The 24091-nt window shown below is 42.7% G+C and carries 25 protein-coding genes; 23 read left to right on the forward strand and 2 right to left on the reverse strand.

Annotated features, from left to right (window positions below):
• The first annotated feature begins 71 nt into the window (after positions 1-71).
• The 15 genes from F9K33_12510 to F9K33_12580 all read left to right on the forward strand — a co-directional run bounded on the left by F9K33_12510 (position 72) and on the right by F9K33_12580 (position 14522).
• Positions 72-1136, forward strand: a complete 1065-nt coding sequence (locus tag F9K33_12510) for a hypothetical protein (protein ID KAB2878610.1) — start codon at positions 72-74, stop codon at positions 1134-1136.
• A gap of 124 nt (positions 1137-1260) precedes the next feature.
• Positions 1261-1458, forward strand: coding sequence for a hypothetical protein (locus tag F9K33_12515; protein KAB2878611.1), 198 nt, complete (start codon positions 1261-1263; stop codon positions 1456-1458).
• Positions 1459-1688: 230 nt separating this feature from the next.
• Positions 1689-3935: a glycosyltransferase gene (locus tag F9K33_12520; protein ID KAB2878612.1), complete on the forward strand. Its 2247-nt coding sequence runs from the start codon at positions 1689-1691 to the stop codon at positions 3933-3935.
• A gap of 35 nt (positions 3936-3970) precedes the next feature.
• Complete coding sequence (locus F9K33_12525; GenBank protein KAB2878613.1) at positions 3971-4897, forward strand: glycosidase; 927 nt, start codon at positions 3971-3973, stop codon at positions 4895-4897.
• A 1-nt stretch (position 4898) separates the two neighbouring features.
• Entirely contained in the window at positions 4899-5915 is a 1017-nt protein-coding gene (locus tag F9K33_12530) for a glycosyltransferase family 4 protein (protein ID KAB2878614.1), read from the forward strand.
• Between the two features lie 59 nt (positions 5916-5974).
• A complete protein-coding gene (locus tag F9K33_12535) occupies positions 5975-7447 on the forward strand; it encodes a glycosidase (GenBank protein KAB2878615.1) in 1473 nt (490 codons plus the stop codon).
• Positions 7448-8068: 621 nt separating this feature from the next.
• The gene (locus tag F9K33_12540; protein ID KAB2878616.1) at positions 8069-9268 is read left to right on the forward strand and encodes a hypothetical protein; all 1200 of its coding nucleotides are present in this window, start codon (positions 8069-8071) and stop codon (positions 9266-9268) included.
• 8 nt (positions 9269-9276) lie between these two features.
• A complete protein-coding gene (locus F9K33_12545; protein KAB2878617.1) occupies positions 9277-9660 on the forward strand; it encodes a hypothetical protein in 384 nt (127 codons plus the stop codon).
• A gap of 114 nt (positions 9661-9774) precedes the next feature.
• Positions 9775-10491 (forward strand): hypothetical protein, encoded by a 717-nt coding sequence (locus tag F9K33_12550; protein ID KAB2878618.1) that lies wholly within the window; start codon positions 9775-9777, stop codon positions 10489-10491.
• Between the two features lie 119 nt (positions 10492-10610).
• Positions 10611-11045, forward strand: a complete 435-nt coding sequence (locus F9K33_12555; protein KAB2878619.1) for a VOC family protein — start codon at positions 10611-10613, stop codon at positions 11043-11045.
• An 81-nt stretch (positions 11046-11126) separates the two neighbouring features.
• Entirely contained in the window at positions 11127-11594 is a 468-nt protein-coding gene (locus F9K33_12560) for a GNAT family N-acetyltransferase (GenBank protein KAB2878620.1), read from the forward strand.
• Complete coding sequence (locus tag F9K33_12565; GenBank protein ID KAB2878621.1) at positions 11591-12361, forward strand: RNA polymerase sigma factor; 771 nt, start codon at positions 11591-11593, stop codon at positions 12359-12361. The genes F9K33_12560 and F9K33_12565 overlap by 4 nt, the downstream gene beginning before the upstream one ends.
• A gap of 56 nt (positions 12362-12417) precedes the next feature.
• On the forward strand, positions 12418-12876 hold the full coding sequence (locus F9K33_12570) for a hypothetical protein (GenBank protein KAB2878622.1): 459 nt from the start codon (positions 12418-12420) through the stop codon (positions 12874-12876).
• A gap of 33 nt (positions 12877-12909) precedes the next feature.
• On the forward strand, positions 12910-13386 hold the full coding sequence (locus F9K33_12575) for a hypothetical protein (GenBank protein KAB2878623.1): 477 nt from the start codon (positions 12910-12912) through the stop codon (positions 13384-13386).
• A 224-nt stretch (positions 13387-13610) separates the two neighbouring features.
• A complete protein-coding gene (locus F9K33_12580) occupies positions 13611-14522 on the forward strand; it encodes a cysteine synthase family protein (protein KAB2878624.1) in 912 nt (303 codons plus the stop codon).
• A 28-nt stretch (positions 14523-14550) separates the two neighbouring features.
• Here F9K33_12580 and F9K33_12585 read toward each other — a convergent pair whose 3' ends face one another.
• The gene (locus F9K33_12585) at positions 14551-15150 is read right to left on the reverse strand and encodes an intradiol ring-cleavage dioxygenase (protein ID KAB2878625.1); all 600 of its coding nucleotides are present in this window, start codon (positions 15148-15150) and stop codon (positions 14551-14553) included.
• A gap of 295 nt (positions 15151-15445) precedes the next feature.
• Here F9K33_12585 and F9K33_12590 point away from each other — a divergent pair, with 295 nt between their 5' ends.
• The 5 genes from F9K33_12590 to F9K33_12610 all read left to right on the forward strand — a co-directional run bounded on the left by F9K33_12590 (position 15446) and on the right by F9K33_12610 (position 20569).
• Complete coding sequence (locus tag F9K33_12590) at positions 15446-16060, forward strand: FMN-binding negative transcriptional regulator (protein ID KAB2878626.1); 615 nt, start codon at positions 15446-15448, stop codon at positions 16058-16060.
• Positions 16057-16476, forward strand: coding sequence for a DUF3788 family protein (locus tag F9K33_12595; protein KAB2878627.1), 420 nt, complete (start codon positions 16057-16059; stop codon positions 16474-16476). Before F9K33_12590 ends, F9K33_12595 begins: the two co-directional genes overlap by 4 nt.
• 128 nt (positions 16477-16604) lie before the next feature.
• Positions 16605-17711, forward strand: coding sequence for a hypothetical protein (locus F9K33_12600; GenBank protein KAB2878628.1), 1107 nt, complete (start codon positions 16605-16607; stop codon positions 17709-17711).
• A 98-nt stretch (positions 17712-17809) separates the two neighbouring features.
• Positions 17810-18169 (forward strand): nuclear transport factor 2 family protein, encoded by a 360-nt coding sequence (locus F9K33_12605; protein ID KAB2878629.1) that lies wholly within the window; start codon positions 17810-17812, stop codon positions 18167-18169.
• A 174-nt stretch (positions 18170-18343) separates the two neighbouring features.
• A complete protein-coding gene (locus F9K33_12610) occupies positions 18344-20569 on the forward strand; it encodes a S9 family peptidase (GenBank protein ID KAB2878630.1) in 2226 nt (741 codons plus the stop codon).
• 100 nt (positions 20570-20669) lie between these two features.
• On the opposite strand, the gene F9K33_12615 is transcribed toward F9K33_12610, so the two are convergent.
• A complete protein-coding gene (locus tag F9K33_12615; protein ID KAB2878636.1) occupies positions 20670-21329 on the reverse strand; it encodes a hypothetical protein in 660 nt (219 codons plus the stop codon).
• Between the two features lie 370 nt (positions 21330-21699).
• Here F9K33_12615 and F9K33_12620 point away from each other — a divergent pair, with 370 nt between their 5' ends.
• The 3 genes from F9K33_12620 to F9K33_12630 form a co-directional block, all read left to right on the forward strand.
• Positions 21700-22410, forward strand: coding sequence for a methyltransferase domain-containing protein (locus F9K33_12620; protein KAB2878631.1), 711 nt, complete (start codon positions 21700-21702; stop codon positions 22408-22410).
• Between the two features lie 131 nt (positions 22411-22541).
• Positions 22542-23534 carry a hypothetical protein gene (locus F9K33_12625; protein KAB2878632.1) on the forward strand — a complete coding sequence of 331 codons (993 nt, stop codon included), beginning with the start codon at positions 22542-22544 and terminating at the stop codon, positions 23532-23534.
• Positions 23535-23570: 36 nt separating this feature from the next.
• Positions 23571-24091 (forward strand): hypothetical protein (locus F9K33_12630; protein KAB2878633.1); only part of this gene is annotated, 521 nt, incomplete at its 3' end.

Genomic DNA, 24091 nt, shown 5'->3' on the forward strand with positions numbered 1-24091 from the left:
AACAATTGCCTCAACAATAACTTACGTATAAGAGACGAACCAATTTTGAAGCCTTTTAAACATATCAAACAATGAATAAGTCAACTTCAAGTCTTAAAACCACTTCCGATCACATTTCATCAATACAATATATCTTTATTGGACTATTAATTTTCGACTTCATTGCATTGTGTATTGTCATTCAACTTTCGCCTTTTAACCCAACCGAGCTTCAGATCGAGTTATCAAACTTCAAGCAACACATAGAAAGATGTCAACGTGTTGATTTAGATTCCTTTTTTATAGCCGAGCAATACAAACCCAAACTCACTAGACACCTTGAAAGGAAAATCAACTTGTCCTTCAACTTAAAATTGGACGAAGGAAATCTTTTTAATATTCAAAACAGCCAAACTAACTTGGTTAAGAATTTTTCGGCCGCTGATAATCTCACTACTCTTAGAAACGCACTTCTTAACTCATCATCACAATACTCAATCGTTGATTCCTTTGAACAAAATTTTGATGATATAAATGCTACCTTCTCTGATCAGAGCGTTACAATTACTCTTAATACCGTTTTGTGGTCAGCAGATCAGTGTAGTATTCAAGTCTCATCTCCAACTCTAACAAAAGGATTTTTAAAGCCTTTTAGTAAATCCATAGTGAATTTTCATGTCGATGAGCACTGGTTTGAAGACAGATATCCTTTCATGGCTCAAAACTGGAAGCACATTAATGACAAAACATTCGCAAAGGCTTATCTAGCAATTCAAAACCAACGTATCGAAGAATTAAAATCAATTAATATAGTTCCGTATGGTAATTTTTCTATGTCTGGTTTTTTGTTTCTTATTATTTATCCTTTCATGTTTCTTATTGTAATTTCCTATATATGGTGGCATTTAAAAGTTCTACACCGTACCGCAAATGACAAAAAAATCTCATTGACCCCATCGAGATGGCTTGGCATTACAAAAACTCCCGGGCGTTATTTCAATTGGGTAATTCTTTGCTGTGCGCCGTTTTTTATCTGTTATCTTCCGCTCGACCAGATTATTGGATTACGTGGAAGCTCCAATGTTGTTTTTGCTATTTGGTTTTTCTTTACTTTTATTTGCGCTTATAAAATAAATAATTTTATTAAAAAGGTGTAATAACTTGAAACTTCTCAAGAGGTAAATATATTTCGTCTGAATGCGTTGATTTGCGGAAGTAGGTCTTGTCGAATTTGTATATTAATATCACGTGATTTACTGGTTTTAGAAAGCTTCTCAAAAAATGGCTCGTCAATTCACTTTGCTAATTCTTCTATCCCTCACCCTACTCTCCTGCGGAAAAAAAGAACGCGTCACGTTTTGGAAACCCGTTACGGTGAGAGAGACCGTTTCCATTGACCGGCTTTATACGAAACCCGTGCCGGAGGTCTTTGCCATCGAGGGTAAGATCGTGCAGATCGATACAGCCCGCGGAGCTTAATACCTCACGTTAAGATCCCCGCCCACAAACAGTACATTTATTTTTTCCCCGACGCCGCCAACCTTCACCAATATCAAAAGAGCCGTTTTGCCGACGGCTTAATTAACTAACAAATCTCAATTAATTTAACTACCTTTGGCAAACGATAGGGTTCTGCCATAAATAAATAATAATGGTCATCACGTAACCTATCGATCGAGTGATGTCTTTACCATGAAGAAACCGTAACTATGAAACTTGCTTTTATCGGAACCTATCCTCCGCGTGAATGCGGCATTGGTACGTTTACCAGGAACCTCTACCATTCCACGGTAACAGACCCTGCTAAACCAACAAAGGATCCGATCGAAGGGTTTGTGGTTGCCATGAACGATTATGAACAAACCTTTAATTATCCCGAAGAAGTAAAACATACGGTCAGGCAGGAGCATCAGCGTGACTATCTGGAGGCGGTGAAATTCATCAATCTGAGCGGCGCGGATATGTGTATCCTTGAACATGAATTCGGGATATACGGCGGGCAAAACGGTATTTATATCCTCCCGCTGATTTACCGGCTTGAAATTCCGCTTATCGTAACCCTTCACACCATCGTAAAATCCCCTTCTTACAATGAAAAGGCCGTATTGCAGGAAATATGCAAAATGGCCCATAAGGTCGTTGTCATGAGTCATAAGGCGATCGAATTTCTTACCAGCATTTATAGTGTTGATGAGAAAAAAATTGTCTTTATAGAACACGGCGTGCCGGATATTCAGTTTAATCAGGAGCAATCGAAAAAAGAATTTAAACTCGAAAACAAAAAATTATTACTCACTTTCGGAATTATCAGCCGGAATAAGGGAATTGAAACCGTTATTAAAGCGTTGCCCAGGGTCGTTGAAAAACATCCCGAGGTCTTATATATGGTTTTGGGTAAAACGCATCCAAACGTTCTCCGGCATTCCGGTGAAGAATACCGTAATTATCTTCAACGGTTGACTAAAACCCTGAACTTAGACGATTATGTTTTTTTCATGAATGAATTTATTAATCAAAAGGAACTGTTTAAATATTTATCCGCGTCCGATATTTACATTACACCCTATCTGAACGAAGCACAGATTACCAGCGGTACGCTTTCCTATGCGATCGGCGTGGGTTCCGCTGTTATTTCAACGCCCTACTGGCATGCCTCGGAATTACTGGCAGATGGAAGAGGACGGCTTTTCAACTTTAATGATTCCGGGGAGCTTTCAGGGATTTTACTGGAATTGCTGGATAATCCAAAGGTGTTGAAAGACCTGCAGAAAAAAGCATCTGATTATGGAAAAACCTTAACATGGCCAAAATCAGGGGCCAAATATATTGCGCTTGTTGAACAAATCCTGGCTGCGAAACCGAAAGTATTAGTTAAGAAAGAAACTTCTATCGATCCGCTTATTCTGCCCCCATTTTCGCTGGATCATATTAAACGCCTGACCGACGATACGGGCATTATACAGCATGCAAAATTCGGGATCCCCAACCTGAAAGAAGGTTACTGCCTGGATGATAACGCAAGGGCCTTGCTAATGGTGCTCATGGCGTACCGGCAGAATAAGGATATGCTCGCATTGAATTTAGCTCCTATATATCTGAGCTACATCCACTACATGCAAAACAAAGACGGAACATTTAGAAATTTTCTAAGTTTTAACCGAAACTTTCTCGACGAGGTAGGATCCGAAGATTCTTTTGGAAGGACCATCTGGGCGCTCGGATATCTTATGGACAATGCACCCAACGACGCTTATTATCAAACCGGAAAATTGGTTTTTTTTGATGCCTCGCCGAATTTCGAAAAACTTCAATCCATACGAGGCATCGCCAATACTATTTTGGGCATCAGTTATTATCTCAAAAGTAACCCCACGGATGATTCGATGACCGAAAGATTAAGAAGCCTTGCCGGTAAACTTATCAAGCATTATGAAGAAAACAGTTCTTCGGACTGGAAATGGTTTGAGCCGTTGCTGGCATACGATAATGGTATTTTACCATTGGCTCTGTTGCATTCTGCAAAAAGACTCAACGATGGTAAGATCAAACAGATTGCTCTGGAATCGATGAACTTCCTGACGGGAATAACACTCAAGGATGGTTATTTATCAATTATCGGTAACGAAAAATGGTATCCCAAGGACGGTGAACGTTCCATTTTCGCACAACAGCCTGTGGATGCCCTTGCCATGGTTCTAATGTATCATCAGGCGTTTCATTTAACGGGAGATAAGGACTATCTGACTAAATTATTTTCATGCTTCATGTGGTTCATGGGAGAAAACGACCTTAGAATGAATTTGTTCGATTTCGAAACCAAAGGATGTTGTGACGGTTTTGAGCGACATGGCGTTAACCGAAATCAGGGCGCCGAGAGTTCACTGGCTTATCTGATCTCCCATTTAATAGTTCTGCAGGCCTTTGAGGAATTTGAACAAAAACATTTAATACCGTAACGCTCTATTCCGTTATAAACACCTGTCTGTTAATTATGTTAATAAAGAGATACCCGAACAATCCTATTCTTACCAGGGAAGATATTCCCTATCCTGTTGCAACCGTACATAATGCCGGGGTCGTAAAATTTAACGGCAGGTATATAATGATTTTCCGGTCTCATAAACTTAACGGAAGAAGTATCCTGGGAAAAGCTGAAAGTGAAGACGGATTTAATTTTATAGCCGATGAAAAACCGTTCATGGTTCCGGCAACGGAAGGTATTTTTAGGGAATATGAGGAATACGGTGTGGAAGACCCCCGAATTATTTTTCTTGATGGAGAATATCTTATTACTTACAGCGCTTATTCCAGGAACGGGGTAAGAATAGGTCTCGCGAAAACCGCAGATTTTAAATCCATACAACGGATATCTCTTATCACGGAGGCCGATTACCGTAATGTGGTACTCTTTCCCGAAAAGTTTAATGGCTTATACGCACGTCTCGACCGCCCACATTCTGAAATATCACCTTGGTCCATATGGATCTCGTATTCTCCCGACCTCAAGTACTGGGGTGAATCCAGGCTCGTCATGAAGCCTTGTCCGTATCACTGGGACGAAATGAAGATCGGCCCAGGCGCCCCACCCATTAAAACTCCACGTGGATGGCTCCATATTTACCATGGCGTATTTCCTACCATGGATGGCTGTATTTACCGGCTCGGCGTGGCATTACATGACCTCAACGATCCTTCTAAGATAATGGCGGTGGGCGATGAATGGATCCTGCAGCCGGAGGAGCCGTATGAGATCACCGGCTATGTTCATAATGTGGTCTTTTGTTGCGGCGCGGTCCCCGAAGAAGACGGTACCGTTAAAATATACTGGGGCGGCGCCGATTCTGTGATGTGTGTGGGAACGGCCATCGTAGAACAGCTTGTCGATCATTGCTTGAATCATTCGCGTCAACCGCTTTAATATGAAAATAGCGATCCTATCTCCTATTGCGTGGAGAACACCGCCGTTAAAGTACGGGCCTTGGGAACAAGTAGCTTCCAACGTTGCGGAAGGGCTTATTGAAAAAAATATCGACGTTACCTTATTCGCTACCGGAAATTCTATTACCAAAGGTAAACTGCAGTATGTTTCGAAAGACGCCTATGGGGAAAATCCGGACATGGACCCAAAGGTTTGGGAATGTCTTCATATCAGCAACCTGATGGAACAGGCGGATCAATTTGATTTGATCCACAACCACTTTGATTTTCTTCCGCTCACGTATTCCGCCCTTATTAAAACGCCTATGGTGACAACCATTCACGGCTTCTCATCTTCCAAAATCCTGGAGGTTTATAAAAAATATAATAATAATACTAACTCTTATGTCTCTATTAGTAATTCCGATCGTAGTCCGGAACTCAAATACACCGCAACCGTTTACAACGGTATTGACACCCGTGCATTTACCTTCCGGCCGATGCCAAAAGAATATTTACTTTTTTTTGGCAGGATACATCCGGAAAAGGGCACAGCCGAATCCATTCAGATAGCGAAGCGATCCGGCAGAAAACTGGTCATTTCAGGTTTAATTCAGCATCAGGAATATTTCAACAGCAAGGTAAAGCCATTCATTAATGATGATGATATAGTTTATGTCGGTAATTCAGGGCCTGAAGAAAGAGATAAACTATTAGGCGAGGCTCATGCCCTTTTACATCCGATCCGTTTTAGAGAACCTTTTGGCTTAAGCGTCGCGGAATCCATGATGTGCGGGACTCCGGTCATCGCATTCAACTTAGGTTCCATGCCTGAATTGATTATACATGGAAAAACCGGTTTTCTGGTCCATACCATTGCCGAAGCCGCGGAAGCCGTTGCTCATATTGAATCTATCGATAGAAGGTATTGCAGGGAGTGGGCCGACTCGACATTCAGCAGGGAAATAATGACAGAAAAATACATGGAGGTTTATAACAATGTTTTGAAGTTGAAGTGAGCGTACTCCGCGACAGCGCGGTACCGGCAAGAGCGAACATAACATAATGGAATGAAAAAATGGAAGAGAATACAATAAAGAAACCTATGGTTAAAAGAAATAGAACCAAACTAGTGCGCGACACTTCAAGGGTAATAACCCGTACTCATATCCCCGGCAATACCGATCGAATCCCTAAAATAATTGACAGGGTATTGAAGATGACGGAACATGATGCCGCGGATCTGTTGCAAAATGTGAATCTCAATTTCTCTAACAGGCATAAAAACATAGAGAACGTTTTTATTAACAATTTCAATAAGGTTTCGCAATACGGTCTAAATGACCAAACCATAAGCAGCGCCAAAAAATTATTGATTGGCGCTTATTTTACGATGGAATACTCTGTCGAATCGGCGGCCCTCTTCAATCCTTCTATCGTTCCGCATCCGGACCAAACGGACGCAGGTCCCGGGAACCTCCGCTTCATCATGAGCCTCCGAGCTACAGGAGAGGGGCATATTTCCTCTATCGTCTTTCGTAGCGGGATTATTCGGAGCAACGGTTCATTTAATTTTGATCCGCTCGGTGAATACGTTGAAACCCCCAAGATTCGCCATGACAAGTTATATGACCGTCATCTGCTTCGTCTCAAATTGAAGGACATGGGTGCGTGGAATGAAACAAGTGCCCGTATATTTGAACCATTACCTGAATTGTTCACGTTCGGTGAACTAAAAAACAATATTACAGAGCTTCATTTGAATGGGCAAAACGCAACCAATAATGAGGCGATAAAAAATTTATTATGGCTTGTCGATTCTAATTATTTTATAACATTCGAAGTAAAAAATGAAATTTCCGAACGTGTCATATTTCCCGTTTCAGAAAGTGAAAGCAGGGGCATTGAAGACGCAAGGTTTGTTCAATTCTTCGATGATAACGGTGAAATCACCTATTACGCGACGTATACCGCGTACAACGGGGTCAGCATTCTTCCGCAACTATTGGTGACTAAAGATTTTCTCAATTTCGATATCATGACATTAAACGGTAAGGCCGTCCAAAACAAAGGTATGGCATTATTCCCACGAAAGATCAAAGGTCAATATGTAATGCTCTCCCGTTTGGACGGGGAAAATAATCATATCATGTTTTCCGATCACCTGCATTTCTGGAATGATGCAAAGATTATCCAGGAACCGCTTCGGCCATGGGAATTCATTCAGATCGGTAATTGCGGTTCACCCCTCGAAACCAGTGACGGCTGGCTTGTGCTTACCCATGGTGTTGGACCCATGAGGCAATATTTCATCGGCGCCATTTTACTGGATCTCGAAAACCCGTCAAAACTCGTCGCCAGGCTCGAAGAACCGCTTCTTACGCCAAACGAGAATGAACGCGAAGGTTATGTGCCCAATGTCGTCTATTCGTGCGGCTCGCTGATTCACAATAATACGCTGATCATTCCATATGCCATGTCTGATATTACTTCCGGCATCGCTCATGTTGAAATAAAAGATCTGATTGCTTGTATGACGCGATGCCATTGACAGCAAAATCAACCATCGCACCAATCAACAATTTCAAAAGAGCTTTTACCTTTGCTCCAGAGAAACACTATTACCATTATCAATACACCTTCGGAGATTAGAAAACTCGATCTAATCCACTAGAAGAACTCGCAAAGTCTGACCGCTCCCTGATCGACCAACTAACTGTCATTCTGAAAGAATCTTTTTTTGTTTTAAGTACGAACCTTCATTCAAAAAAGATTCTTTCAGAATGACATCCCCCATAAATAGTATTTGACAAATCCTGCCCGTGTGCCTTCATTTAAAGCGCCCATCGTAGTTCTTTTCTATTGTAGGATTATTAATCATGAACGAATAAGTAATAGCAGAAAACATATAACTATGCTTCATTGCCGCTGTTTTTTGCAACTAACCCCGATGTCATTCCGTAAGAATCTTTTTTTGTTTTAAGCTCAAACCTTCATTCAAAAAGATTCTTTCAGAATGACAGTTTCTCATAAATAGTATTTGACAAATCCTGCCCGGGTGCCTACATTCAAATCGCCCATCGTAGTTCTTTTTTCGTAGGAATTGTTAATCATGAGAGATTCAATATTAGCTTAAGCGTTAGGTATCATGCACCACTAAACTCAAGAGCAATTGAACAAGAAATTAAAAACCATACAGAAGTATTTTGACTTTTTTACAAAAAACTTTGAACCAGATCCCGCACCAAAACCTGTTTGGGTTGACTTTGGTAACGGAAGAAGAATGCTTCAAGAATATAGAATTGCACTCCCCGAGAATATTAGGGTTCGTCATCCATATATCGTGTTTATAATTTTTGTTTACTTGAAGAAATTCCAATTTATGGGCCCTTGGGAAAAGGTTGCCTGGGAAATACCTCTAAAGTACAAAGGTACGCCATTGATTCTAACCCACAGAAAATTTGGATTTGAGATTATTTCATATTTAGAAAACGAAACAATAACAAAACGTGGCATTGAGGCAGTGACAAATATTCATAAGGCTACGCAATATGCAGAAATACTTATTGAACCACATATAAGGTCTTTAGTTCAAACTGGGCATATTACTCTTGATAATGGTTATCGCAACATTAGAAACAGATATATTTTTTTAAGAGAAAACGCATCAAGGGAATACAGTCAAGCCAATGGGATAAAAAAAATCTTCGAGCCTGAGCAGGGAATAGGACTTGAAGAAAACATTAAATCTTATAATAGATTTATCAGAACAATTAATGCGGGTCATTACTATATGATCGCTATGCTTGATGCTTATTTTAGTTTGCTAGAACACACACTAGTTTTGCTTCTTCCTTTTCTCAAAAACATCGATCCAGAACAAGTTAATTTAGAAGATTTCATAGGGAAAAATTGGAAGGAAAAATATAAAGTTATTTTACCCATAATTTCCGATACGGGTGCCCTTCAGCTTTTAGAGCGACTTGATAAAATTAAAAAGCGTGTTCGTAACCCGTTGTCTCATGGTAATCTTTTAAAAAATGGTTTATCTTTTTATGTGCATATGGAGAACTTGGGCGCCATTCCGGTAACCCTCACAAAATCAAACAATAAATTCAAATATAGTTTTGATGAGAATATGCAAATGGAGTTTCAAGAAATTTGTGATTGTTTTGATAATTGCGATACTTTTTTTGAAACACATCCATTGACTAAGTACGGAATCCGTTACATAAAAAGCGAACTATCAATTGCATTTGACACCAAATCATGTGTTCAGTATAAAACTTTTATGACAAATGGTGATGAATTTAATAAGTTTATTGAAAATATGAGTAGAGAGCATGATGATGCAGCAAATATGGACTGGTAAAATTGACAATGAATAACCAAGTGACATGTTTAATCCTTCTATCCCTCACCCTATTCTCCTGCGGGAAAAAAGAAGGTGTGACGTACGGAAAACCCGTTACGCTCAAAAAAACCATTTCCATCGACCGGCTTTATACGCGGCCCGCGCCGGACGATTTTGCCATCGAGGGAAAGATCGTGCAGATCGATACCGCGCGCGGATCGTGGTTCATCCTGGAAGATGATGACGACAAGATCGAAATTTCTTTGACAGAGTTTGTGATCCCGCAGGATGCCAAAGGGAAACGGGCGCTTGTTCAGGGAACAAAACTCGTGAAAGCCTACCGCCGGAGCGCGTCCGGACAGGATTATGAAACTTTTGTGGTCTATGCATCGGGAATGGAGATCTATTGACACTGCCGTAACAAGATTCTTAATTCCACCGGGAACTTTTTGTAAAATTGCGGCGTATTAGATTGATCGTTTCTATACAAGTAAAAATTGTATATTAAAAAGTATCCTAAATTCATGCATCTAACTTTACTCCTACATATCCTCGCCGGAACATTAGGGCTAGTCTCAGGCGCGGTAGCGCTTTCGGTTCTCAAAGGCGGAAAACTGCACCGGAAAAGCGGAATCATTTTCATTTATACCATGGTAGCCATGTCATTGGCAGGCGCCGTCTTGGCGGCAATTCCGCATCAAGGACTCCATGGCAACCCTCTGGGACCTCAGAGATTTTCGGTGGTGGGCGGTGTCCTGACTTTTTATTTGGTGATTACCGGGCTATTATCCGTGCGGCATCCCGGCCGATCACGATGGATTGACGCCAGCGCAATGTTGCTTGCACTGACGGTCGGCAGTATGAGTATAAAATTCGGTTTCGATGGATTAAATAACAATGGAGAACTTGACGGGCAGCCTGCGGCGCCCGGTTTTGTATTCGGCGCCGTCGCCATCCTGGCCGCGCTGGGGGACATGCGGATGATTATTAAAAGAGGACTGCAGGGAACCCGTCGCATTGCAAGACATCTCTGGCGCGTTTGTTTTGCAATGTTTATTGCAGCTTTCTCATTCTTCCTTGGCCAGGCTCAGGTAATACCGGAGCCGATACGCATTATTCCATTGCTTGCGCTGTTGGCGTTGGCGCCTCTGATCGTTATGTTCTACTGGCTATGGCGTGTCCGAATCAAACAAACACTAAAGGATACTTTTGAAGGCGCATCGCATGAGCCAACTTCCTGACATCGCATTGATGGAGTTCAATTAGTTTCTTATTAAGGAAGTTATTCCAGCTAGTATTTTAGACCATTCGCTCAAGTCAATTTGTTTGAACTTATTCATATGAAAAGTTAGAACTGACTATGAATCGTGAAGAACATGCTGAACCAAACGTCACCCAAGCGGTGCCTCTTCTGGCAGTTTCCAATATGGAGACGTCCATTCACTTCTATATGAATGGGCTTGGATTCAAAATAAGGGACAAATGGCTGGATGAAGGTAAATTGCGCTGGTGCCGGCTGCAACTCGGCGCCGCCGCATTGATGCTGCAGGAATTCAAAAAGGAAGGGCACGATGCCTGGGTTCCAAAAGGACAAGTAGGCGAAGGCGTGTCCATCAATTTCATTTGCAATGACGCATTGTTAATTTACCGTGAACTAAAGTCAAAAGATATTCCGGCAAAGAAACCGTTTGTCGGAAACGGTATGTGGGTTGTAGGCCTATCGGACCCGGACGCATATAATTTATTTTTCGAGAGCACGACGGATATGCCTGAAGATGCAGAGTACTCGGAATAAATTTAATTTGGCCATATGTTTGCGGCTTTGTTCACTGCTGTGAATTTTGCTTTGATTCTAGGAAACTGCCACACGATACAAATGACCGTACAGAGAACCAATTCCGATAACCGTGATTTTATTGATCTCGTAAGATTGCTTGATGAAGAGCTTTCAATAAGAGACGGTGAAGATCATCCATTCTATGCTCAATTCAACAAGATTGACAAGATTAAGTATGTAATGCTGGCTTATGAAAACGGCAGGCCAGTAGGATGCGGAGCGATAAAAGAGTATGACGTGAATACCATGGAAATCAAACGCATGTACGTTTTGCCTGAAGAAAGGAAACGAGGAGTTGCCGCAAAAATTCTGTTGGAGTTGGAAATGTGGGCTTCCGAATTAACTTATACGAAATGTATATTAGAAACAGGGAAGAAACAGCCTGAGGCTATCATGCTTTACAAAAAGAACGGTTACACACTGATCCCAAATTACGGGCAGTATGCCGAAGTAGAAAACAGCCTGTGCTTCGAAAAAGAATTGAAAGGCAAATATAGTATATCATGACTTCTATTGACGCAGACATTGACATTTCAAAGACCTACACCGAACTTCTGCCTGAATTGGGGTCCTATTTATACCGCCTTACGTGCGACAAAGAAGTTTCGAATGACATTGTTCAGGACACCTTCGTCAAGGTCATGGAAAAACAAGATCAATTCAACGGTCGCTCCAGTTTAAAAACATGGATATTCTCCATTGGGACCAACCTGGCTATGGACTGGCTTAGAAAAAAGAAGCGCTGGTCTGAAACGGCTCAGGACGAAGCTAAATCATTGGCTCAGTCGGACCCGCACTACAGGGCGGCTCTCATGGATAAAAGCCAAAATTCACCGTCCGGGGCGTTCGACTTTAAAGAACATATCAACTTCTGTTTTACCTGTATCTCTAAAACGCTGCCTCTTGACCAGCAAGTAGCGCTGATCTTAAAAGACATCTACGATTTCAAGATCAATGAGATATCAGCGATCCTGGGTTCGCCGGAAGGAACCGTAAAACATTGGCTGTTTTTAGCCCGTCAAACCATGTCAGACATTTTTGACCGGCGGTGTGCTTTGGTGAATAAACAAGGCGTTTGCTACCAATGTTCCGAATTGAACGGGCTTTTTAATCCAAAACAAAAACAACTTAAAAATGTATTTCAGGCCGTAGATAAAAAAGACCTCTATACATTAAGAACACGGCTTGTAAAAACAATAGATCCCTTGTCGGCCAATGGCTCGGATCTGGAAGACACTATCATGCAGATCTTAAGAAAGGCAATCGACGATTAATAGTTTCGACCGTTTTCACCCTCTTATTCGTCTAAAATATAAAAGGGAGAAACGTTATGAAACACGATGGATTCAAGATCACCTACTCCGGCTTAATAGCCGGATTTGTCAGCGAAGGCTTTTTAGGCGGACTTTTTATGAGCCCGCCCGTTCAAAACATACTTTATAACCCGGATTGGCAAAGTAAAATCTTTCTTGAATTAACCCCGACCAGAGATATATTTTCTTCTGTTGCCGGAATTGTAGTGTTGAGTATAGTACATAGCTGGCTCTTTACCGTTTTTCAAAAATCAATTCCAGGGAAAACCTGGTTCAAGCAAGGGCTGTATTGGGGCTTTACAATATGGATTATGTATTGGGTATTTCAGGAATGGTTTATCTACCACACACTTTTACAGGAACCCATTTTATTGAACCTAGTCGAATTGAGCATTTTATTGATTGGTAGTTTCATTGAAGGTTTGATCATTTCAAAATTTCTATATAAAAAACCTGAAGCAGTTCTTAATCCGTAAATCGGCGTTATTCGAGAAGCGGTGAAGCTTCCTATGAAAATCGTGAAACCATCCCGCGTAAAAAGAGATTATGTCCAAACCCTAATTGGGACTCCTGAAGCGGTTTTCCCGCTCTTATGTCCCGTTCGCGAAGCGGAGTGGGTCAACGGTTGGGATCCCGATTTAGTTATTTCTCAATCCGGCCTTGCGGAATTAGGCTGTATATTTACGATTGGACCAAGCGACGTAAAATCGATCTGGATCGTGACGACGTACGATCCTCTCAATTTCAAAATATCCTTTTTGAAAGTAACACCGGCAGAAACCGTTGCCGTGATCGATATCGAATTGGAAAGATCTTCTGGCGGAACTTTGGCTCATATCAGTTATCAATACACAGCCATCAGCGCGAAAGGCGTTACGTTTGTTGAGAACTTTACCGAAGAATATTACGATTCCTTCATGAAAGAATGGGAGAACGAATGTAATCACTACCTGATTACCGGAAAGAAACTGATTCCTAATTTATGATAAGATATTTGGAGGTATGTTATGAATGAGATTTCACAGGTTTATAACTCTCTCCATATCATGGCTATATTAGGAAACATTGTTATTGTTTTCTGGATTCTGAGGAATGGGATCAACGAAAATTTTCAGGGAACAACTCATGAAATTATATCATATATCAGCTTGATGATCTTACTTCTTCTTAACTCATTCTTACTTTATAAACACTAAGCGAAAGATTATAAATGCAGGTCATAGGAAAAACACCGTTACTAAAATTAGAACGATTATCCGAGCCCGGCTGCGCCGAAATATATGTAAAATACGAAGGAACTAATCCCACCGGCAGCATGAAAGACCGGATGGCGCTTTCCATGATCGAAGGCGCGGAACGGCGGGGCGAACTCAAGCCCGGCGGTATGGTGATGGATTATACCGGTGGAAGTACGGGGAGTTCTCTCGCGATGGTCTGCGCCACGAAAGGTTATCGTGCGCACTTCGTTTCCTCCGATGCTTTTGCAGAGGAAAAACTTCAGACCATGAAAGCCTTTGGCGCCACGCTTGAAATATTTCCGAGTGAGAACCGAAAAATTACAGCCAAACTGATCGACTCCATGGTTCAGAGAGCGAGAGAATTAAGTAAACAGCCCAATACATTTTGGACTGACCAGTTTAATAACATGGATAATAGGAATGCCTATCATAATATGGCAACAGAGATCATCGAGGCGCTCGGAAAAAATATTGATGAATTTATTATGGGCGTAGGGACGGGCGGCTGTTTTTCAGGAAATTCAGAAGTGTTAAAAAAGGAAATACCCAATATACGCTGTATCCCGATTGAACCGCTGCACGTTCGCTCCCTTTCGGGAGGCGATACGTCGGGAACGCATAGATTAGAAGGCATTGGCGCAGGATTCATTCCGAGCATATGCCGGTTGGATCTGGCGGATGAAATAATATCCGTTTCGGATGAAGATGCCAGGGAAACGGCGCGAAAACTGGCAAGACTGGAAGGGATATTCGGAGGAACCACCTCCGGAGCCAATGTGTGGGCAGCCATTCAAAGGGCGAGAATTATCGGCGCAGGGAAAAAAATCGTGACTGTGATCGTTGATTCAGGACTTAAATATCTTAACGGCGATTTGTATAAATAACGATACCCCAGCGATGTAGAATGCAGCTTTAATTGGGCAGAACAATATCGCGATAACCAACCGTCATACCATCCACGTTTTTTAACGATAGAATTCCCGATCCTGAATCGCCGACTTGTTTTAATCTTTTTTTCCTTTCGGCGGTAAGAAGCGGGTCGTCGTCAAACATAAAAGAGTCCAGCGCAATTTCCTGTTTTCCGGGAGATTTGACGGTAATGTGGATGTGTTGCGCTTCCGTTCCGCTTGGATACGATGCGGGACGGATGGTTTCGAATGCATACGATCCGTCGGACGAACTCTTCAGCCAAGCGCGAAGATAGCCGTGCCGTTTGCCGTTACCGGTTTCGTTACCCTTTTTTTCGTACAGACCCTTTGCATTGGTGTGGTAGAGGTACACAATAACTCCGGCCGCAGGCGTTTCTCCGTCGGATTGATAAAATTTTCCGCGAATAGTAATTCGCACGCCCGGTTCGTCTGCAGGGGCGATGATTACATGTGAAGTTAAGTTAGCCGGCGCTTCGTCTGTGCCGCACCAATTGCATTCAGGCAAATCATTTGAATTTTTCTGGGCATTGCAGCTGGACGTAACGAATATCACCCACATTAATATAACCGCTGTTTTTCTCATGCACACTCCCTTTCGGGTGATGTTCTAAACTTTTTTTAAAATAGCATTCTGCGAATTAAGGTTCAACCGAATTTCAGATTTTTATTACTCACAACCTAATGTTGAGATGAGGGATCTGTATTTTATTATAATGCGGCACTTGCGTTTTTCTACGGTTCACGTTAAGTTTTGCTTATAATTAAGACCGATCGAAAATGGATCACCCAAATAGATATACACTTCAATGCGGTTAATCATCAGGTCGTCTTCGACCCGCTGAGTATTTTAAAAATAAAAAAAAGATAATAATTCAACTATGTATATTCCTCAACATTACAAGAACGAAGACACGGACGCGGTCAGGGCATTCATTCATGGCAACGGTTTTGCCATATTGGTAAGTCAGGTTGACGCAAAACCATGGGCCACGCATATCCCGCTGTACCTGGATAAAAACTCGGACGGCAAAGACGTCCTGATCGGACATATCTCGCGGAGCAATAAGCAATGGAAGGATTTTGATAAGAACGAGGAAGTGCTGGCGATTTTTTCAGGGCCTCACGCATACGTGTCGTCGTCATGGTACGATCACGAGAATGTTCCGACCTGGAATTATCTCGCCGTTCATGTATACGGTAACGTCCGTATCGTCGCGGGCGAACAACTGAAAGACCAGCTCGGTAAACTGGTTGATAAATATGAATCGGGTATGCAGAATCCGGTAAGCGTCAATGGAATGTCGAAGGAATTTGTTGACCGCGAAATGCGCGGCATCGTCGGGTTTGAGATCGAGATCACCCGTATTCAGGCTGCAATGAAACTTTCACAGAACCGCGATGAAAATAATTATGACCGGGTCGTCAAGGCTCTGGAGGCGCAAGGAGATATGGATTCGGTCGAGATCGCAAAACTAATGAAGAAAAGAAAATGAATAAGCATCTTTTAAATGATTCAAACGAGTTTCCCGATGACAAAATCTTATTAAAACACCTTGATAAGAGCAAAGTTCTTTGGGATGAATTGACATCTACGGTCTCTTCCAATTTTCCACCGACCACGCTGGAATGGAAATACTACAAAGACGGAGGCTCGTGGCTGGGTAAATTGGTTCAAAAGAAAAAAACGGTTTGCTGGATATCCGTTTGGGATAAGTTCTTCAAAGTATCTTTTTATTTTACAGAAAAGAATGACAAAGACATAAAAAATATGAAAATTGATCAAAGCCTGAAGGACGCATATTTTGCCCATAAACCGATTGGGAAACTGAAGCCTCTAACTGTCGAAGTTAAAACCAAAAAGGCACTAAAGGACGTCTGTGAATTGATAAGCTATAAAACCTCCCTTTAGATTAATTTTAGGCTTTGTCGTTTTTAAAAAAAATTAAAAGTGTAAGTTTTTGAAGCCGTTTCACACTTAATTCAATAAAAGGCCTTCTTTTATAATTGGTCTAAAATGTTACGCATTGTGAGGCATTTATGAAACGGTATATTAGAAATCGTATTATTGGCGCTCTGGTAATTTTTTGTGCCTGCGAATCTTCACAAAGGCAGGATGGAACCGAGAAAACGTACTTTAAAATTTATGATTTTTCCATGTATGATCGCATGAGCCACGTTTTTTCACAATCTTCAGGTTCGTTAGGCTTCATCGAATTATCGGATTCAGCATATGGGCCGCCAGCAGGCAGTTACGCCATGAGACTCGACGAAAAGGGCGACACAGTATGGACAAGTAAAATAGAAGGATACAATTGGAGAAAGGAGGCCGACGGAAAAATTCGAGGATTGACTTATGGAGAGTCGGATCATTTTGTTTTTGTGTCTCCGGAAGGCTCTATCTCTGGTTTTCCGATCAAGAAACGTGGCGCTTCCGTTTATTACGACGCCCACATTCGTGCCTTCGACGGAGACTATGTTTTAGCGGGTTCACGTTGGATTTCACCGTCGAAATATTCTATGATCATAAGCCGTGTAAATTCTTTAGGCGACACAATCTGGACAAAAGAACATGCGCCTTTTCCACAAGATTTTTATCCGTTTTTTTCAGAAATGATACCAACAAAGGACAGCGGGTACATTGCCCTGGGCGGCATTAATTACGCCACTTCGCCTGTTGGGGATCTGTTGGTCATCAAGATCAATAGTGAAGGTGAGCTTGTATGGTCAGATACCCTGCGAACCACTTCATGGAATTATGAGGCTCAGATCATGGAACTTAATTCCGGTGATCTTTTGATTGCCACAACTCCGTATTTAACCAGTAATGCGCTTTATCGACTATCTTCAGACGGAGACTCTTTGTCGGCTATTTCCTTTTCTTACTTTGGAGATTTTTCACGAATGACTCAATCCTCAAACGGAGACTTCGGCCTTGTTTATACCGAAGGCTTTAAAGTGCTGGATAATAATTTGTCGGAAAGATCTACGCGCACGTGGACTGAAATAACCGGCACTAACTTAAGAGGTATTTGGATCGATGCTACTTCCCATGGATGGATTATAGGAGGAGATATTCCACATAGGCTGGATTCCAGCGATGCTTTCATTCTTACTGTGAACGAAGACGGTATGATAGAGCCGTAGATATAAATCGCTTATATGAATAAAAACGGTGGTCGGTATTAAATAACGACTTTGAAATAAAAATTATCCATAATTGTTGTCAAACCACATCGGAAGTCATGACCCCCAAACAAATTGTACAAAAATGGGTTGACGCTTTCAACCGCGTTGACCTTGATGCGCTAATGGAATTGTACGCCGATGATGCGGTTAATCATCAAGTGGTTTTTGAACCCCTGCGGGGAAAAGAAAAGATCCGGCGGATGTTTGCCGGTGAATTTGCAAAGGCCAAAATGGTTTGCATCGTCGAGAAAATTTTCGAGGACGGCGAATGGGCCATTCTCGAATGGAAGGACCCGCTTGGTCTGCGCGGCTGCGGCTTCTTTCAGATCGTCAATGGTGAGATCGTTTTTCAGCGAGGTTATTGGGATCAGTTATCTTTCCTGCGTCAGCACAAACTGCCTTTGCCTAAGGAGTAAATCTCATTCTCCCGCAGATTTCGCTGATTTTCGCAGATTTTTTTCTGCGCTGATCTGCGGCATCTGCGGGAACTACGCCTTTCTCGCATCATAACAAAACCATTGGAAAAAACATCAAAATCGATTAGCTTTTGCGCGTTGATTTTTTTCCAATTTTTATCTAAGGATTCATTTATGAAACGATTTTACATTTTATTTCTTATTTGCATCTCCGGCCTTGCGGCTCAGGACCGTTCCTTGCTGACGCTGGAACGCATTTACGGTTCGGATGAATTCAAACCGAAGTTTTTCGGCCACTCCAAATGGCTCAAGGACGGGTCCGGCTACGCAACCCTTGAACCTTCGGCATCCTCCGCAGGCGGGAGAGACATCGTGACATACGACGTTGAAAAAGGTACACGGGATATTTTGCTCAGTTCGTCCAGACTCATGCCCGAAGGACAGTCTACAGCTCTGTCGATCTACAATTACTCATGGTCGCCGGACGACAAGCGACTTTTGATATTCACCAATACGAAAAAAGTTTGGCGGCTCCATACGCGCGGCGATTATTGGACGCTCGATCTTGCGAGCGGCAAACTGCGTCAGCTCGGCGGCAATGCCGAACCCTCTACGCTCATGTTTGCAAAGTTCTCCCCCGACGGAAATAAAGTTGCCTATGTGCGCGAAAACAATTTGTACTCGGAAGATGTGGTAACCGGCAAGATCACTCAGTTGACCTTTGACGGTTCAAAAACAGTGATCAACGGGACATTTGACTGGGTGTACGAAGAAGAATTTCACATTCGCGATGGATTCTCCTGGAGCCCCGACAGCAAGTCTATCGCCTATTGGCAACTCGACGCTACGGACATCGGTATTTTTTATATGATCAATAACACCGACTCCGTTTATTCCCGCGTGATCCCGGTTCAATACCCCAAAGCGGGCGAGAATAATTCCGCCTGCCGTATCGGCGTCGTCAGCGCGGAGGGAGGTTCCACTACCTGGATGAAAGTTGCAGGCGATTCACGTACAGATTATTATATTCCGCGAATGGAATGGGCAGGCAATTCCGACGCGGTCGTAATGCGCCACCTGAACCGTCTGCAGAATACAATGCAGCTTATGTTGGGAGACGTAAAGACGGGCGAAGTTCGATCCATCTTTACCGACACGGACAACGCATGGATTAGTATCGATGATGAATTTAAAGTCCTCGGCGGCAAAGGATTTCTCATTATCAGCGAACGCGACGGATGGAGGCATGTGTATCAGGTCTCCCGCGACGGCAAAAAACTGACGCTGCTTACGCCCGGGAACTTTGACGTCGTAAATGTTCTGAACGCCGACGAAAAAGAAAACTGGCTGTACTACATCGCATCGCCGGATAATGCGACGCAGAGGTTTTTATTCAGAATGAAAACGGACGGTAAAGGAAAAGCCGAAAAGTTAACGCCTGTGAAAAACGGATGGCATGCCTATCAAATTTCACCTAACGCGAAATACGCCATTCATACTTATTCTACCATTGACGAACCGGCCACGATCGAATTGATCAGCCTGCCGGAACACAAGACACTTCGGGTTATACAAGACAATGCCGAAATGAAAAAAAATCTTTCCGTTATCAAAAGGCGGCCAACCGAGTTTTTTAAAATCGACATCGGTAAGGGAACCACACTCGACGGATGGATGATCAAACCTTTTGATTTTGATTCCACCAAAAAATATCCGCTTTTCTTTTTCGTATACGGCGAGCCTGCTAATCAAACCGTCACCGATGACTGGGATAAAGATTATCTATGGCATCAGATGCTGGCGCAGCAGGGATACGTCGTATGCAGTATTGATAACCGCGGCTCGCCGGCACCGCGCGGCCGTTCATGGCGCAAAATTATATACCGTGATCTCGGGTATCTCGGGCCGCAGGATCAGGCCGATGCGGTTCGTATAATGCGCACATGGAATTTTATTGATTCGACCCGCGTCGGAATATGGGGCTGGAGCGGCGGCGGCGCCAGCACCTTGCAGGCAATGTTTCGATTTCCGGAATTGTATCATGTCGGCATGTGTGTTTCTCCGGTGACCGATCAGCATAATTATGATAATATTTATACCGAACGATACATGGGACTGCCGAAAGATAACGCTGCCGATTATACTAGAACCGCGCCTTTGACCTATGTGAAAAATTTACGCGGGCATCTGCTGCTCGTTCACGGAACCGGCGATGATAACGTACATTATCAAAATACGGAAATGATGATCAATGAGCTGATCAAAGCGGGAAAACCGTTTGATATGATGGCCTATCCGAACAGGACACATTCGATCAACGAAGGCGAGGGAACTTCTCTGCATTTGCGCTCATTGCTTACACGGTATCTGAAAACGCATTTGCCTCCGGGACCGAAATGAATTTTTTTTGATCGTAAAGACGCTGAGACGCTAAGGGTCTCTATAAATATTTTCTATCTGACTTTGCGTCTTCGCGCCTTAGCGGTTGATTTCAAATAAATCACGAACAGGAATTCCTTCGAATGAAGATAACGACTGCAGAAAGAAGAAGGACCTCGCCCAGGCCAAAAATTATCCAGTCAAACGTTACGGGAATATAATTGAGACTGAGTTCAAACAGTTTCTTGTCGGCTGACAACTGCATCAGTTCCGCAAAGGAATAACGGCTGAAGATAAAACGGGTAAAATCCCGGGTAAAAGAAAAAATGACTGTCAGCGATCCGGCTACCAATAGAGTCCATTCCGGCGCAGAGACAATTACAGATTTATTTTTTTGGCCGTAATACAAAATGCCCGCGCTTAGAAAAACCATCGTCATGGACAAAATAATCGGAGCAATGACCGGCCCTACCCATACAATAGGGATTAGGAATAAAATATCCCATGTCAATAATGATGACGGCCACCCGAGCAGCCATTTCAGAAAAACATAATAGAAAATATCCCATAGGGCGAAACAAAAAATGAAGTACGCCAGTTTTTCGGCCTTGTTTTTTCCGAGCAAGATCCCCATACTCAGCAGCATGATCAGTGTTGCCGCTTCTCTGAATATTTCGGTAACGGCAATGGTATAATCAACAGGAACCGGCGGAAATTGGAATCCCTTCGGATAGTACAGGGCGCGAATGTAAACAACGACGGCGGATTCCATAAATCCCATTGCAACGCTGAAAATAGTAACCCAGCTTATTTTTTTAAGTAATGAAGAATGCATACGTCTTTAGGGTTCGTTCCTTAAAGTTAACGATCGTTATTTATTATTATCAAATAGAATTTATTGTAATTTTGTAACTACTCAGTTCTCATAATGCTTTTCGGTTCATGGAGGATTAGCAGGAATCAAGATCGAAATGGGATTCAGAAAATACCGTTGTCATTCTGTAAGAATCTTTTTTTTGCAGCGCGCGATCTATGATTCAAAAAGTTTCTTACAGAATGACGTGATCGGCATTTTGGGCTGACAGCAGACCAATTACATAGAGCCTTTAATTTTTTCTAAACTATACATCTTTTAATTCACCAGAAAGGTTATGACATTGTCAACTGATCCGGTCATAGAAAAACGCCATTCCATCGTTCGTTCTTTTTTTCCGGGAACCGGAAAATCGTACGATACGGTTGTAAATGTTTTCTCCTTGGGATTGGATCGTTATTGGAAGCGCGCGATATATAAACGCGTCCCGCCATCCAAACGTATACTCGACCTCGCGTGCGGAACAGGGATCGTGACGTTGGGATTGTCAAAACGCCATCCGGAGGCGGAGATCATTGGCGTCGATATCACGGACGACTATCTCGCCATTTATCAAAAACGAATTCAAAAAAACCATATCCGCGCGCAATTTATTTTAGGTAACGCCGAAGAAGTAAAATTAGACGGATTGTTCGATGCGGTTGTTTCATCCTATATTCCTAAATACGTTGACCCGGATATTTTACTTAAGAATATTTCCCCGCACATTCGCTCCGGCGGTGTGATTGTTCTGCACGATTTTACATTGCCGCCGAATCGTTTCATCCGATCTGTCTGGGCTATTTACAATCATATCATGAATTTCATCGGCATCCGTTTATTTCCGGAATGGAAAGAAGTGTTTGACGCCGGACTCACCCGCCTAATCCGCGAAACGCGTTGGTTTGAAACTTTCCCGGAAGCACTTGCCCGTCATGGGTTTACTAACATTCAAAAAAAATACCTGACCTTGGGCAGCGCAGGGATCATCCGGGCTGTGAAAAAGTGAACAAATCGTAATATTTTTTCATTGCTTTCCCTCTCCTTTCGGATATATTTCATTCACACTTATCCTTTGGTGCCGTAAACATTTTTGATCATTAATTATATTTTAAATTTATTTTAAAACAGGAGGATAATATGTCTTCGAAATTCTTTTTTACAGCGGCCCTTTTTTTGTTAATTGCGGCGCATTCAGCGCAGGCTAAAATCTGGACTGTTGCACAACGGCCCGGTGCCAATTTCTCGGCTCTTTCAACGGCGGTGGGCTCCGCGTCAGTCTTGGCAGGGGATACTATTCTGGTTTCGGGTGGGAGTCTGAGTTACGTTGGATTTACAATCAGCAAACGGCTGACTATTATCGGTCCGGGTTATTTCCTTGGCGAAAACCCCGGCCAGGCAGACACTAATTCCGCAAGAATAAACAGCACCGTGAACGTCAATGCTCAGGGAACTATACTCATGGGGTTGTATTTTGCCTTAGGTATTTACGTCAACGCGGATAATGTTACGATCTCACGGTGCCGAATGGGAACCAGCGGTGTCGGCACTTATCCTCTGTATGTCTATGCCAAAGACAGCGTTATCATTCGACAGTGCTATATACATCAGGCAAGTTCTTATTACGGTGCAGTAAGCGTAGCGACCGGGAATACTCAGTTTTTGCTCCAGAATAATTATATCGAATATGCAGGCGGTAGCTCTTATACGGCAATTGATTTTGGCGCCTCCGTTACCGGAGATGTTTCAAATAATGTCATCACAGGCGATATTAATATAAACACTGTCTCTTACAACAACAATATTCAGCGTTCAGGAACCTTTAACGGCAACGGCAGTGTCACACCTTTAAACAATATCGGAAATGGAGCACAATATCCTGCCGGTACCAATCAACAAGGCGTCACTATGACGACAGTTTTTGCTCCGAGCGGTACGAGCGATTCCAAATGGCAAATTCAGACTCTGGGCCCTGCGGACAATACCGGTTTCGGCGGCGTGGATTGTGGTATGTTCGAGAATGGCGTAGGCCATGGCTACGTGTTATCAGGAATCCCGTCGATTTATTTATTCGATGCCGCAGTCGGTGGATCAACGATAACGATCGACGTAAACGTCAAATCAAATAATTGACTTCGGCTACTCCATCAGACATTATAAATAGATTTTATGATAAAATTTATAACAGCTTTATTACTTTTGTTTTCATGTGTTCTTCGGGCGCAGAATATTACGTACGTCGAGTATTTTTTTGATTCCGATCCGGGATTCAATAATGCGATTTCAATCCCATTTTCTGCTTCACCGACCGTCTCCATCACCAGCCACAGTATTTCTACAGCTGCGCTTGGCGGCGGATTTCATACTTTTTACCTTCGCGCGAAAGATCAAAACGGGAATTGGTCGGTTTTGAATTCACGATCATTTTACAAAACGCCCGGTGGCGGCCCCGCTCTGCCTAACGTAACAAAGCTGGAATATTTTATCGACAACGATCCCGGGTTTGGCGCTGCGACCAATGTGGCAATTACTCCGGGTACGAACGTTATTCAAAACGGTATTGTGGTAGACATTTCATCGGTTGCGGGTGGATTTCATACGTTGTATGTTCGTGCAAAAGACGCCAATGGAAACTGGTCGGTTTTGAATGCAAAAGCTTTTTACAAAACGCCCGGTGGCGGCCCCGCTCT

The organism is bacterium, assembly GCA_008933615.1.
Classification (GTDB): domain Bacteria; phylum CLD3; class CLD3; order SB21; family SB21; genus SB21.